Here is a 12,890-nt window from a genome sequence, read left to right on the forward strand (position 1 = left end):
TGCCCGCTCTTACAGGATTGACTGACATGAACTACACCAACCCAAGCAAGCTGCAAGCCGCCATTCTCGACTGGGCAGGCACGGTGGTCGATTTTGGCTCATTCGCCCCTACGCAAATTTTCGTCGAAGCCTTTGCCGAGTTCGACGTACAGGTCTCCATCGAAGAGGCACGCGGCCCGATGGGCATGGGCAAGTGGGATCATATTCGTACCCTGTGCGACCAGCCACAGATCACCGAGCGCTACAAAAAAGTATTTGGCCGCGCGCCAACTGACGAAGACGTGACCGCGATCTACCAACGCTTCATGCCACTGCAGATCGAAAAAATTGCCGAACACTCGGCGCTGATTCCCGGCGCACTGGAAACCATCGCCAAACTGCGTGATGAGGGGATCAAGATCGGTTCATGCTCGGGCTACCCGGCGCAAGTAATGGCCAAAGTCGTTGAGCTGGCTGCCACCAATGGCTACGTCGCCGATCACGTAGTGGCCACTGACGAAGTGCCAAATGGCCGCCCCTGGCCTGCTCAGGCACTGGCCAACGTGATCGCGCTGGGCATTGATGATGTGGGCGCCTGCGTAAAAATCGACGACACCGTGCCGGGCATCCTTGAAGGTCGCCGTGCAGGCATGTGGACGGTCGCACTGGTGTGTTCCGGAAACGCCCTGGGCCTGACCTACGAGCAGTACAAGGCGCTGGATGCCGCCACGCTGGACAGTGAGCGCTCCCGCATCCACGCCCTGTTCGCGGGCTCGCGCCCCCACTACCTGATCGACACCATCAGTGACCTGCCGCACGTCATTGCAGACATCAACCAGCGTCTGGCCAATGGCGAAATGCCACAAAGCAGCTGAGTGAAATAAAAAAACGCGGCAGCCCTGAGTCAGGCCTGCCGCGTTTTTGATGAGAAAGACTCAGAGCTTGTGTTGCTGCTCGACCCATTTGGCAAAGTCGTCGATGAATTTTTGCAAAAACGGTCGGGTTTTTTCTGACAGCTTGCCAGACGCATCAAATGCATCCCCCGCACCACCCAGGTACGCCTCAGGCTGTTGCATGCACGGAACATTGAGGAAAACCAGCGACTGGCGCAAATGCTGGTTTGCCCCAAAGCCACCAATGGCCCCCGGCGAAACACTGATCACCGCACCCGGTTTGCCGCTGAACACACTTTGGCCATAGGGACGCGAACCGACATCTATCGCGTTTTTCAACACGCCGGGCACCGAGCGATTGTATTCAGGGGTCACGAACAGCACGGCATCGGCAGGGCGTATCTGATCGCGAAACGTGCTGTAAGGCGCAGGAGGCGGCGTGACATCAATGTCTTCGTTATAGAGGGCCAGTTCGCCGATTTCGACAATATTCAGTTTCAAATTTGCCGGAGACAGTTCTGCCAGAGCAAGGGCGACTTTTCGATTGAGGGAGTCTTTCCTCAGACTGCCGACCAACACCGCAACGTTGTAGACCTTGCTCATAGAAAACCCCGAGTCTGTGGCTATAGGAAGAGTAGTTATAGATGATCGGACGCCTTTCTTGCACCCCAGTTCACCCTATCTGCCTGCAAGCCTGTAAAGTAGCAGGACTATTTTTTTCACATTGCTAAACTTCCCCTACTGATCAACGGTCTACAGAACCGCAAATTGGGTGTTTATCTCCAGAGGTTCTCTACAAATGGCGGCAGTTCTCGTTGGGCAATTTCATGCAAGGGATGCGGAAGGACGCGTCTATTCCGTGCATGAATTTGAAGATACACAAGCGACAGGCGAGCAACCGGTAAAAACGTACAAGCTGGCCATTGGCGATCGCGTCAAAAAGAACGATGACAACACCTTCGAGCTCGTACAGTCGGGCGTCGTACTGGTTCGAGATCCTTCTCCGGTTGTCGCAGCCTGACCTGCAGCCCACGGCATATCGCGGAAGTCAAAGGATGAGACTTGGGTCAGGCTTCGTCACGCTGAAACCTCATCTGCCGGACATGGACTTCACGCATGCGTTTACGCCACATCGAAGTGATACAAGCGATCTTGCAAACCGGCAACCTCGGCCATGCTGCCGAGTTGCTGCAATTGCCCGCGGCCACCCTCAGCGCCACGCTGCAAGAGGCCGAGCAGCAATTGGGCTTCATGCTGTTTGCCAGTGTTCGCGGGCGGCTTCAAGCCACCCGCGACACCCTTGTGCTCCAGCCCCACATCAACCAGCTGTATCAGGCACTTGAGCCGCTGCGCCAGCTTGGCAACGACTTGCGCCAGCATCAGGAGCCAGCCTTGCGTGTGGCCTGCAGCGAAACCCTGGCACACCCCCTTCTGCCTTACTGCATAGGTGCCCTCAGGCGCCGCTTCCCCGATACGCCAACCACCTTGAGCAGCCAGCCTTGCGCCGAAATTGTGCGCCGCCTGTTGATGGACGAGTGCGATCTTGGCCTGAGCCTGCAGTCATCGGAACAACCCGGGATCGACTGCCAGCCTCTGGTTCAAGGCAAAGTACAGTTTTTGGCCCCTCACGGCTGGTTGTCCCCCAAGCACAAATACATCGCGCTGCAAGAATTGGCCGGCCAGGCAATGATTGGCCTGCAGCAGCACGACCCTTTGAGCCGCCTGCTCGACGGCAAACTGCAAGCCTTGCGCCCGATGCCTGTGGTGCAGATTCAGGTTCAGAGTTACCAGATGATGCGCAGCCTGGTGGAAGCCGGGGAAGGATTGGCTTTGGTCGACCCGTTCACGGCCGTAGGCGCCAAGACCAGCGGTCTGGATGTGTGCCCCGTGTCACCGGCTATCCCGGTGACACTCTATGGGCTGACACGCAAAGACGCGCAACCCGGACCTGCGCTCAAGGCATTGCTCGATATCGTGCGCCATAAAGCCGAGGCATTACTGGCTGATCAGGGGTTGGTGGTGCTTTAACACCCGCCAGATTGGCGTTCAGGGCAGTGAGTCGCGGTTCTCAAAAATCAGATACCAGAAAATCGCCACTTCGCTGGTGTGCGGATCAATACCGCGATAACGCAGATAATCGATGCCTCCCACCTGATACCCGCAACGCTCATACAACCGGCAAGCGCCGAGGTTGTTGTTTTGGGTCTCCAGCATGATCCCCGGCAGATTTTTTTTGCGGCTCCAGAACTTGACCACATCCAGCAATGATTTGGCCACGCCATGGCGGCGGGCGCCGGCAACCACGGCCAGCTCATCCACGTGGGCAAAGCCATTCCAGTTGGTGCTCACCACCACATGCCCGACCGGCTGATTGTCCAGATAGGCCATGAAAATGTCACTGTCCTTGCCCCCGCGATAGCTGGCAAATTCATCAGGGTCGATGCCGTAGCACTTGCGATAAGGCGTGATCAGGTCCAGTGGCCAGTGCTCGACTTTTTTATTGCGGTCGGCACGGGCGTAGGCGCGAACCTCAAAGCTGAAATCGTTGCACCACACATACGGCGCAAAGCCTTCATCAGCCAAACGTACTGAGACTTGAGGGTCTTTGGGGTTCATAACCAGGTGCATGAAAAATCCTTCTTTCTTGTCGTCGATGCTGACAATGGGCTGCTGCGCACCCCATCGCCCGCCTGCGCCAGCGACTACAAGGTCGGCGAAGGCTATTGCAGCGTCTGTCCCTTGGCGTCGAGGAGTTGGGTCCACAACGAAGGGGCGCCAGCCGATTTGGCAATGGCTTCAAGACGAGCCGCATGCTCGGCCAAGTCGCTTTCACTTGCACGAATAATCCGACCCGGATGACGGTCTGCCGACAAGCGGCGAATTTCACTGGCCTGATTGCCCGAGCCTTCGCCCGAACCATTGCCGTCAGAAGCATTGCCCGCCAGTGACAGGCTGGTTTGACCACCGGTCATGGTCAGATAAACGTCTGCCAGGATCTCGGAGTCGAGCAACGCGCCGTGTAATTCACGACCCGAGTTATCGACGCCATAGCGTTTGCACAAGGCATCAAGGCTGTTGCGCTGCCCCGGGTGACGGGCCCGCGCCATCGCCAGGGTATCGAGGATTGTGCAGTGGCGAGTGAGATCGGCCCGATCCGTCTGCCCGATCAGGGCAAACTCGTTATTCAAAAAGCCCACGTCAAACGCGGCGTTATGAATGATCAACTGAGCGCCCTTGATGAATTCAAAAAACTCATCGGCCACTTCAGCAAAACGGGGCTTGCCCACCAGAAACTCATTGGTAATGCCGTGGACGCCAATGGCGCCCTCGTCACTTTCGCGGTCGGGCTGCAGGTACACGTGAAAATGCCTGCCGGTCAAGCGACGTCCCATCAACTCGACGCAACCGATCTCGATCACGCGGTGGCCGTCGGTGACCGGCATACCGGTGGTTTCGGTATCCAGTACAACACTACGCATGCTTGATTCCCCGCACCTGATCTACCCCACGGTTGGCCAACTGGTCAGCGCGCTCGTTGCCAGGATGACCAATGTGTCCGCGTACCCATTGCCACTTCACGGTATGACGGTTGACCTGCTCATCGAGCAACTTCCACAGATCGGCGTTCTTCACCGGTTCCTTGGAAGCCGTTTTCCATCCGCGTTTTTTCCAGTTGACCATCCATTCGGTGATGCCTTTCATCACGTACTGGGAGTCGGTCACCAGCAACACTTCACACGGACGCTTGAGCTCTTCAAGCCCACGAATGGCGGCCATCAGTTCCATGCGGTTATTGGTGGTATTGGCTTCGCCGCCCCAGAGCTCTTTTTCAACGCCCTGGCAGACCAGCAAGGCACCCCAGCCACCCGGGCCAGGATTACCCTTGCAGGCACCATCGGTGAACATTTCAACGCTATCGATCATTACAAACTATCCAGAAAAGGCTGCTTATGGCCTGACCATCAGCAATGGTCAGTACCTGAGCCGGGCTAACCCGGCCCAACATAAATTAAGATTCGGTGTGGGGCCGATTAACCTTGGCCATCTGCAGGGGAATCAGCTTGCCCATCGGTTCCCGACGCAAAGGATTGACCGGGCGCAAGCCCACCACCATTTTGCGTGCGACCAGTACATAGAAGCCGCCACCGGCCAATTGCCAGCTGCCAGCCTTGCGCTCCCAGCCTGAAAAACGGCTCTGCCACGCTTTGGATGCAAGCGGCGGACGATAGCATCCGAAGCGGCGTTTCTCCAGCGCAAAGCCCAGTAGATTCAGCCAGTCGGCGACGCGTGAAGGTGAAATGCAACGCGCCTTGCGCAGGGCATCCTTGGCGAACACATGGCGTAATCCCCAACTGCTCCAGGGGTTGATCCCGACAATCAACAAATGTCCGCCGGGTCGCACGCTGCTGGCTGCTTCGCGCAACAAACCATGGGGCGAGAGGCAAAAATCCAGGCCGTGCTGCAACACCACCACATCCGCTGCATGCTCACACAACGGCCAGGCCTGCTCTTCACAAATGATTTCAACCCCCGGCAGAGGCGCTCCAAGACGCACACTGCGGCGCACTTGCGCAGCCTGGGGCGGGGATTCGGCGCCAGGGCCGTAATGCACCAGATAGCCGCCGAAAAAGCGCCCCAGCTCGTCCTCAAGCACACGTTGCTCATCTTCGAGCAACAACTGCCCAAGGGGCCCGGACAGCCATTCGCGCGCAGAACTGATCAGCGCCAGCCACTCAGGGTCTGCCTGAGCCAATGCTTTATCGATCATCGCTCCTCCAACTCGCCATCTACCTATCACAAGTCCTAAGATGCGCCATTGTTTCGCACTTGGGAATTGCACCATGTTACAGATCGACGCCCTGCCCGCCTTCAACGACAACTACATCTGGCTGCTACAGGACACCATACAAAAGCGCTGCGCCGTGGTCGATCCGGGTGATGCCGCGCCTGTTATGGACTGGCTGGCCCGGCACCCGGACTGGGTACTGAGCGACATTCTGGTCACCCATCACCACTTCGATCATGTGGGGGGTGTTGCGCAATTGCATGAGCACACTGGTGCCAAGGTCTGGGGCCCGGCACTTGAGACCATCCCGGCCCGACAAGTGGCACTCAACGACGGCGACCGTATCGACGTGCTGGGCCTTGAGTTCCTGGTATCGCTGGTACCCGGCCACACGCTCGGGCACATCGCCTACTATCACGGCGACCCGGCCGGACCCGTGCTGTTTTGCGGCGACACCCTGTTCGCCGCCGGATGTGGCCGACTGTTTGAAGGCACTCCCGAACAAATGCACCACTCCTTGAGCCGCCTGGCTGCGCTGCCTGCTCACACCGCCGTGTATTGCACCCACGAATACACCCTGAGCAATTTACGCTTCGCCCAAGCGGTCGAACCCGCCAATGCGGATATTGCCGCGCGAGTCGCACAAGTCACGCAATGGCGTGCCGAAGGTCGCATCAGCTTGCCATCATCCATAGGCCTCGAATTACTCACAAATCCCTTTTTAAGGGTTAATGAAACATCTGTTAAAGAAAAAGCTGACGAGTGGAACTCCCTCGACAACGACTCGCCCAGTGCTGTCTTTGCCAGTCTGCGCAGCTGGAAAGACACGTTCTAAAACGGGCTGCGGTTGGCACAAAAATTCTGAACAGTTGACCGCACCCCCCCTGCTTTCTAGAATCCCCCGACATTTTTTCCTGAAACTATCCCTCAGCCAATGTCGTCATTTAAAGGTTACTCCATCAATTCAGACGCATTGACGCGCTTGGTTAAAGCCATCGCGGTGGCTGTGTCCGCCACTCTCGCGGGCTGCCAATCCATGGATCATTCGGCGCAAACCACCGAACGGGCCAGCCTTAAAATCGCCAAACGCATCCCTCAAGAGCCGCTCTGGCTCAGCGAAAAGCCTAGCCCCGTTGCCCCGCAAGATGTCTGGGAGCGGATGCGCCAGGGCTTCAAGTTGCAGGACGGCCAGAACGTTAACCCCCGCATTGAACAGCAGCGCTTGTGGTTCGCCAGCAACCCGTCATTCCTCGAAAACGCGGGTGAGCGCGGCAGCCTTTATATCCACTACATCGTGGAACGCCTCGAAGAGCGCAACATGCCGCTGGAACTGGCCCTGTTGCCAGCCATCGAAAGCGCCTACAACCCAATGGCGTATTCCCACGCCAATGCGGTCGGCCTCTGGCAATTTATTCCTTCGACAGGCCGCTATTTCAATTTGCGTCAAACCCGTGCCTACGATGGCCGCCGTGACATCACCGCTTCGACCCTGGCAGCCCTGAACTACCTGAACCGCCTGCACGACATGTTCAACGGTGACTGGCTGCTGGCGCTGGCGGCTTATAACGCCGGCGAAGGCACCGTAAGCCGGGCCATTGAGCGCAATGAAAAGCTCGGTTTGCCGACCGACTACTGGAACCTGCCACTGCCGCAGGAAACCAAAGACTACGTCCCGAAACTGCTGGCCCTGTCCCAGGTGGTGCTGGCCCCTGAAGCCTACGGCATCAACCTGAACCCGATCGCCAACGAACCCTACTTCGAAATGGTCGAAATCAAACAGTCCATGGATTTGTCCCGCGTGGCAGCCCTGGCCGAGATCGACGAAGACGAGATGTTCCAGCTGAACCCGGCTTATAAGCAGCGTGCCACCACCGACGGACCGCAACACCTGCTTGTACCCACCTCCAAAGCGCAATTGCTGACCGCCAGCCTTTCCAACCTCAAGCCTGAAGAACTCGTTAGCCTGCGCCCTAAAAAACCTGTATTTGACACCATTGCGAGCACCAAGCCCGCACAGCTGAACCGCAAGTACCGGGTTAAAAGTGGCGACAACCTGACGTTGATCGCCAAGGCCAACAAGGTTGATGTCAAAGACTTGCAGCACTGGAACAAACTGAGCGGCAACAACCTCAAGGCCGGCCAGATCCTGGTCATGCAGGACTCACGCAAACCTTCTGGCAGAAAACCTACACAATACAAGGTCCAGAAAGGCGATTCGCTGTACATGGTTGCCAAGCGTTTCAACGTTGAAATGCAACATCTCAAGCGCTGGAATCCAAACAGCGCTAAAGCCCTCAAACCCGGGCAGATGCTGACAGTCTCCAAACCGCGTTAAGCACAAGGCTGACCCTGTTGCGGGCAAGTTGTTTCCTACACAAAAGTAGGGCACAACTTGCCCGCAGTGCTTTCCAGAGTGGCCTTTTTCCTACAGATACAAGCTGTTACTGTACGGAAACCTAAGCCCAATGCCTGGATCGGATCTCTGACTTGATGCGTCCCCTCCTCACGCTATTTATGAGCCTGGCCTTGAGCTCCCCCGCAAGCGCATCCCTGAGCGAAAGCCACGGTTATGCGCAGTTCGGCACACTCAAGTACCCGGCCACGTTCACCCACTTCGATTGGGTAAACCCTGACGCGCCTAAAGGCGGGACCTTGAAGGTCATGGCCTTCGGCACCTTTGACACCCTCAACCCCTATACCTTCAAAGGCACCAGCCCGGTATCGACGCCTAATTTTTTGCAATACGGGGTCAACGAGCTCAACGAAACCCTGATGGCCGGCACTGGCCAGTACGCGCCATCCGGCGATGAGCCAACATCCAGTTATGGCTTGATCGCACAATCAGTGGAATACAACGAAGACCGCAGCTGGGTCGTATTTAACCTACGACCAGAAGCCCGTTTTCACGATGGAAAGCCGATCACTGCCTACGACGTTGCGTTCTCTTACAACCTGTTGCTCAAAGAGGGCCATCCGCAGTACCGGACCAATCTCCAGGAAGTCCAGCGGGTCGACATCCTGGGGCCCAAACGCATTCGCTTTGTGTTCAAGCGCGCGAACAACCCCTTGCTGATTTTGCGTCTGGGCGAGTTGCCAGTCCTGCCCCAACACTACTGGGCAAAGCGCGATTTCAAAGCCACGACCTTTGAACCACCTCTGGGCAGCGGACCCTATCGCATCACCACAGTTACCCCCGGTCGGCAACTGGTCTTCGAGCATGTGAAAAACTGGTGGGGGGCCAACTTGCCGGTCAATCGCGGCAAATACAATTTCGACCGGGTTGAAGTGGAGTTCTACCGCGACAGCGACGTCGCTTTCGAAGCCTTCAAAGCCCGTGAATTCGACATCTATATCGAACACCAGGCCAAGAACTGGGCCAATGGCTATAACTTCCCCGCGGTCCGCCGGGGAGATGTAGTCAAGGCTGAAATCACTCACCAGATTCCGACTCAAACCCAGGGGCTGTTCATGAACAGCCGCCGCGCCAGCTTTGAGCAGGACAAAGTTCGTGAAGCCCTGGGGTTGATGTTCGACTTTGAATGGACCAATCGAACGCTGTTCAACGGTGCCTACAAGCGCGCGTCGAGTTTTTATCCCAACAGCGAGTTTTCGGCCAGTGGCATTCCCCAAGGGCATGAATGGCTGATGCTTTCGCCCTGGCGTAATCAACTGCCGCCCGAACTGTTCAGCCAGGCCTTTGCCCTGCCTCAAACCGACGGCCGCGGCATCCCCCGTGAAACCATGCGCCAGGCGCTGGGTTTACTGGCCGAAAGCGGCTGGAAGCTGTCCGGGCAACGCCTGCTCAACAGCGAAGGCAAGCCGCTGCGCTTCGAGATATTGCTGGTCAACCCCAACCTTGAGCGCATCCTGCAACCCTATGTGGAAAACCTCGCCAGCATCGGCATCGACGCCCGACTGCGCACGGTAGATCGCGCGCAATACAAACAACGGCTGGATCAGTTCGACTTCGACATGATCCTGATGACCCTCGACCAGACCCTTAGCCCAGGCCTTGAGCAGTGGCAGTACTTCCACTCCAGTCAGGTCAACGTCAAGGGCAGCAAAAACTATGCAGGCGTTGCCAGCCCGATAGTGGATCAATTGCTCGAACGCTTGCTGGCCGCCCAAAACCGTGACGAGCAATTGTCGGCCGGGCGAGCGCTTGACCGCGTACTGCTGTGGCAGCACTACATCATTCCTAACTGGTATCTGAACTATCACCGCCTGGCGTACCGCAACCGGTTCGCCTTTGTGACTACGCCGCCCTACACCCTGGGCCTTAGCGCGTGGTGGCTTAAGCCTACGGAGAAAAAACAATGATGCCTTTGCGTACGTTGCTCAACCCCATCGCTGGCTTACTGTTGACCGGCTTTGCCTGCGTGGCGCTGGCAGCCCCTCAACACGCGTTGACCCTCTATGACGAGCCGCCGAAATACCCGGCCAATTTCAAGCATGTCGATTACGTCAACCCGGACGCGCCCAAGGGCGGGACGTTTCGCAAATCCTCGCTTGGCAGCTTTGACAGCCTCAACCCTTTTATCAATAAAGGCGTTCCGGCCGACGATATAGATCTGACCTTCGATACCCTGGCCCGGCAGACCCTGGATGAACCCTTCACTTCCTACGGCCTGATCGCCGAGAAAATCGAAAAAGCCCCCGACAACAGCTGGGTGCGCTTTTACCTGCGACCCCAGGCAAAATTCAGTGATGGTCATCCGATTCGTGCCGAAGACGTTGTGTTCAGCTTCGATACCCTGATGAAAAACGGCTCACCGCTGTACAAGGGCTATTACAGCGATGTCGACCAGGCCATCGCGGAAAACCCGCTGCAGGTGAAATTCACCTTCAAGCACAACAAAAATCGCGAGCTGCCACTCATTCTTGGCCAACTCCCGGTTCTGCCCAAGCATTGGTGGGAAACACGAGAATTCGGCAAGGGCAATCTGGAAGTACCTCCCGGGAGCGGGCCTTACACCATCACCGAAATCAAGCCCGGGCGCTCAATCCGTTACGAACGCAACAAGGACTATTGGGGCAAGGACCTGCCGATCAACAAGGGCCTGTACAACTTCGACACCATTACCGTCGATTACTTTCGTGACAACAGCGTAGCGTTCGAAGCGCTCAAGGCCGGGCAATTTGATTACTGGCTGGAAATCAGCGCCAAGAACTGGGCCGGTGCCTACAACGCTCCCGCGTTCACCCAGGGCCGCTTGAAAAAAGAAGAAATCCGCAATCACAACCCGACAGGCATGCAGGGTTTTATCTTCAACCTGCGTAAGCCCATGTTCCAGGATGTTCGGGTGCGCGAAGCCATAAGCCTGCTGTTTGACTTCGAGTGGGCCAACAAGCAACTGTTCAGCGGCGCTTATGCACGCACCGGCAGTTATTTCGAAAACTCGGAAATGGCCGCCAAAGCACCGCCCACCGAAGAAGAACTGGCCATTCTGGAGCCTTTGCGCGGCAAGGTTCCTGACCAGGTGTTCACTGAAGTTTTCAAGCCCAATGTCACTGACGCCAGCGGCATGATTCGCGAGCAGCAACGCCGCGCGTATCAGCTGCTGCAAGAAGCAGGCTGGCGCATCGTCGACGACAAGATGGTCGATGCACAGGGCAAGCCGGTCACAATCGAGTTTCTGCTGGCACAGACCGAATTCGAGCGCATTCTCCTGCCTTTCAAGCGCAACCTCAGCGACCTGGGTATCGACTTGCAGATCCGCCGGGTTGATACCTCCCAGTACCTGAACCGTCTGCGCTCGCGGGATTACGACATGATTGTGGGCAGCTTTCCCCAGTCCAGCTCACCTGGTAGCGAACAGCGCGAATACTGGGAATCGCTCAGTATCGATAAGCCCGGCAGCCGTAACTTCATAGGCCTCAAAGACCCGGCCATCGATCAACTGACCGAGGGCCTGATCAATGCCGAGTCCCGCCAAAGCCTGATCAACCATGCCCGGGCCCTGGATCGTGTCTTGCAATGGGGCTACTACGTCATCCCGAACTGGCACATCAAAACCTGGCGCGTTGCGTACTCAAGTCATATCGGCCACCCCGAAGTGACGCCAAAATATGACATTGGCACGGCAACCTGGTGGGCAAAACCTGACACCAAACCTGCAACTGCGACTAAACCTACAAGCGCGAGCCTGGAGCCTTAAATGCTGGCTTATATATTCAGGCGACTGCTGCTGATTATTCCGACGCTATTCGGAATCCTGCTGATTAACTTCGTCATCATCCAGGCCGCGCCCGGCGGCCCGGTTGAACAGATGATCGCCAAGCTGGAAGGTTTTGATGGCGCCACCAGCCGTATTGCGGGAGGTGGCTCGGAGGTGTCGGTGGCCGGCTCCAACTATCGTGGCGCCCAAGGGCTGGACCCGGAGCTGATCAAGGAAATCGAAAAGATGTACGGCTTCGACAAGTCGGCGCCGGAACGCTTGTGGATCATGATCAAGAACTACGCACAACTGGACTTCGGCGAGAGCTTTTTCCGAGACGCCAAGGTCATTGACCTGATCAAGGAGAAGATGCCTGTTTCAATCTCGCTGGGGTTATGGAGCACCCTGATCATGTATCTGGTGTCGATTCCGTTGGGGATCGCCAAGGCTACGCGGCATGGAAGTCATTTCGACGTCTGGACCAGCTCATTAATCATTGTGGGCTATGCGATTCCCGCCTTTCTGTTTGCCATCCTGCTGATCGTGCTGTTTGCCGGGGGCAGCTACTTTGACTGGTTCCCGTTACGCGGCCTGACCTCCAACAACTTCGATGAGCTGAGCGTGGGCGCCAAGATCCTCGATTACTTCTGGCACCTGGCGTTGCCGGTCACCGCGCTGGTGATTGGCAACTTTGCCACCATGACCTTACTGACCAAAAACAGCTTTCTCGATGAGATAAACAAGCAGTACGTGGTCACCGCCAAAGCCAAGGGTCTGACGAACCATCGAGTGCTCTATGGTCATGTGTTCCGCAATGCCATGCTGCTGGTGATCGCAGGTTTCCCGTCGGCGTTTATCGGGATTTTCTTTACCGGCGCCTTGCTGGTTGAAGTGATTTTCTCCCTGGATGGCCTGGGCCTGATGAGCTTCGAGGCGGCCATCAATCGCGATTACCCCGTGGTCTTCGGCACCCTGTTTATTTTCACGCTGGTCGGGCTGGTGGTGAAGCTGATCGGTGACCTCTCATACACCCTGGTTGATCCGCGTATCGACTTTGAAAGCAGGGAGCATTGA

At 56.9% G+C, this 12,890-nt stretch carries 13 protein-coding genes; 8 read left to right on the forward strand and 5 right to left on the reverse strand.

Annotated elements, in window-relative coordinates:
* The first annotated feature begins 26 nt into the window (after positions 1-26).
* Positions 27-854 carry a phosphonoacetaldehyde hydrolase gene (phnX, locus tag VSQ83_RS16805; RefSeq protein WP_326427229.1) on the forward strand — a complete coding sequence of 276 codons (828 nt, stop codon included), beginning with the start codon at positions 27-29 and terminating at the stop codon, positions 852-854.
* 60 nt (positions 855-914) lie between these two features.
* Here the strand turns inward: phnX and VSQ83_RS16810 are convergent, their stop codons facing one another.
* Positions 915-1,475 (reverse strand): NADPH-dependent FMN reductase, encoded by a 561-nt coding sequence (locus tag VSQ83_RS16810; RefSeq protein WP_133077939.1) that lies wholly within the window; start codon positions 1,473-1,475, stop codon positions 915-917.
* Positions 1,476-1,671: 196 nt separating this feature from the next.
* On the opposite strand from VSQ83_RS16810, the gene VSQ83_RS16815 reads away from it, so the two are divergent.
* Complete coding sequence (locus VSQ83_RS16815) at positions 1,672-1,893, forward strand: hypothetical protein (RefSeq protein WP_133077940.1); 222 nt, start codon at positions 1,672-1,674, stop codon at positions 1,891-1,893.
* A 95-nt stretch (positions 1,894-1,988) separates the two neighbouring features.
* A complete protein-coding gene (locus tag VSQ83_RS16820) occupies positions 1,989-2,900 on the forward strand; it encodes a LysR family transcriptional regulator (protein WP_219262085.1) in 912 nt (303 codons plus the stop codon).
* A gap of 18 nt (positions 2,901-2,918) precedes the next feature.
* On the opposite strand, the gene VSQ83_RS16825 is transcribed toward VSQ83_RS16820, so the two are convergent.
* The 4 genes from VSQ83_RS16825 to VSQ83_RS16840 form a co-directional block, all read right to left on the reverse strand.
* Positions 2,919-3,500, reverse strand: a complete 582-nt coding sequence (locus VSQ83_RS16825; RefSeq protein ID WP_219262084.1) for a GNAT family N-acetyltransferase — start codon at positions 3,498-3,500, stop codon at positions 2,919-2,921.
* A gap of 92 nt (positions 3,501-3,592) precedes the next feature.
* On the reverse strand, positions 3,593-4,351 hold the full coding sequence (gene dnaQ, locus VSQ83_RS16830; protein ID WP_133077943.1) for a DNA polymerase III subunit epsilon: 759 nt from the start codon (positions 4,349-4,351) through the stop codon (positions 3,593-3,595).
* Positions 4,344-4,796 (reverse strand): ribonuclease HI, encoded by a 453-nt coding sequence (gene rnhA, locus VSQ83_RS16835; protein WP_133077944.1) that lies wholly within the window; start codon positions 4,794-4,796, stop codon positions 4,344-4,346. Before rnhA ends, dnaQ begins: the two co-directional genes overlap by 8 nt.
* An 85-nt stretch (positions 4,797-4,881) precedes the next feature.
* On the reverse strand, positions 4,882-5,640 hold the full coding sequence (locus VSQ83_RS16840; protein ID WP_133077945.1) for a class I SAM-dependent methyltransferase: 759 nt from the start codon (positions 5,638-5,640) through the stop codon (positions 4,882-4,884).
* 73 nt (positions 5,641-5,713) lie between these two features.
* Between VSQ83_RS16840 and gloB the strand changes: the two genes are divergently transcribed.
* From gloB to VSQ83_RS16865, 5 genes are all read left to right on the forward strand, one after another.
* Complete coding sequence (gloB, locus tag VSQ83_RS16845) at positions 5,714-6,493, forward strand: hydroxyacylglutathione hydrolase (RefSeq protein WP_326397566.1); 780 nt, start codon at positions 5,714-5,716, stop codon at positions 6,491-6,493.
* A gap of 99 nt (positions 6,494-6,592) precedes the next feature.
* Entirely contained in the window at positions 6,593-7,993 is a 1,401-nt protein-coding gene (locus VSQ83_RS16850) for a lytic transglycosylase domain-containing protein (protein ID WP_219262082.1), read from the forward strand.
* Positions 7,994-8,148: 155 nt separating this feature from the next.
* Positions 8,149-9,978 carry an extracellular solute-binding protein gene (locus VSQ83_RS16855; RefSeq protein WP_133077948.1) on the forward strand — a complete coding sequence of 610 codons (1,830 nt, stop codon included), beginning with the start codon at positions 8,149-8,151 and terminating at the stop codon, positions 9,976-9,978.
* Positions 9,975-11,816, forward strand: coding sequence for an extracellular solute-binding protein (locus tag VSQ83_RS16860; RefSeq protein WP_133077949.1), 1,842 nt, complete (start codon positions 9,975-9,977; stop codon positions 11,814-11,816). Before VSQ83_RS16855 ends, VSQ83_RS16860 begins: the two co-directional genes overlap by 4 nt.
* Positions 11,817-12,890 carry a microcin C ABC transporter permease YejB gene (locus tag VSQ83_RS16865; RefSeq protein ID WP_133077950.1) on the forward strand — a complete coding sequence of 358 codons (1,074 nt, stop codon included), beginning with the start codon at positions 11,817-11,819 and terminating at the stop codon, positions 12,888-12,890.

The sequence above is a fragment of the Pseudomonas sp. DSV-1 genome (assembly GCF_035830915.1).
Classification (GTDB): Bacteria; Pseudomonadota; Gammaproteobacteria; order Pseudomonadales; family Pseudomonadaceae; genus Aquipseudomonas.

What these genes read in the sequence shown, in the direction of transcription:
- phnX (WP_326427229.1), top strand. Translation starts at nt 27, where the DNA reads ATGAACTACACCAACCCAAGCAAGCTGCAAGCCGCCATTCTCGACTGG.
- VSQ83_RS16860 (WP_133077949.1), top strand. Translation starts at nt 9,975, where the DNA reads ATGATGCCTTTGCGTACGTTGCTCAACCCCATCGCTGGCTTACTGTTG.
- dnaQ (WP_133077943.1), bottom strand. Translation starts at nt 4,351, where the DNA reads ATGCGTAGTGTTGTACTGGATACCGAAACCACCGGTATGCCGGTCACC.
- VSQ83_RS16850 (WP_219262082.1), top strand. Translation starts at nt 6,593, where the DNA reads ATGTCGTCATTTAAAGGTTACTCCATCAATTCAGACGCATTGACGCGC.
- VSQ83_RS16855 (WP_133077948.1), top strand. Translation starts at nt 8,149, where the DNA reads ATGCGTCCCCTCCTCACGCTATTTATGAGCCTGGCCTTGAGCTCCCCC.
- rnhA (WP_133077944.1), bottom strand. Translation starts at nt 4,796, where the DNA reads ATGATCGATAGCGTTGAAATGTTCACCGATGGTGCCTGCAAGGGTAAT.
- VSQ83_RS16865 (WP_133077950.1), top strand. Translation starts at nt 11,817, where the DNA reads ATGCTGGCTTATATATTCAGGCGACTGCTGCTGATTATTCCGACGCTA.
- VSQ83_RS16810 (WP_133077939.1), bottom strand. Translation starts at nt 1,475, where the DNA reads ATGAGCAAGGTCTACAACGTTGCGGTGTTGGTCGGCAGTCTGAGGAAA.
- gloB (WP_326397566.1), top strand. Translation starts at nt 5,714, where the DNA reads ATGTTACAGATCGACGCCCTGCCCGCCTTCAACGACAACTACATCTGG.
- VSQ83_RS16825 (WP_219262084.1), bottom strand. Translation starts at nt 3,500, where the DNA reads ATGCACCTGGTTATGAACCCCAAAGACCCTCAAGTCTCAGTACGTTTG.
- VSQ83_RS16840 (WP_133077945.1), bottom strand. Translation starts at nt 5,640, where the DNA reads ATGATCGATAAAGCATTGGCTCAGGCAGACCCTGAGTGGCTGGCGCTG.
- VSQ83_RS16820 (WP_219262085.1), top strand. Translation starts at nt 1,989, where the DNA reads ATGCGTTTACGCCACATCGAAGTGATACAAGCGATCTTGCAAACCGGC.
- VSQ83_RS16815 (WP_133077940.1), top strand. Translation starts at nt 1,672, where the DNA reads ATGGCGGCAGTTCTCGTTGGGCAATTTCATGCAAGGGATGCGGAAGGA.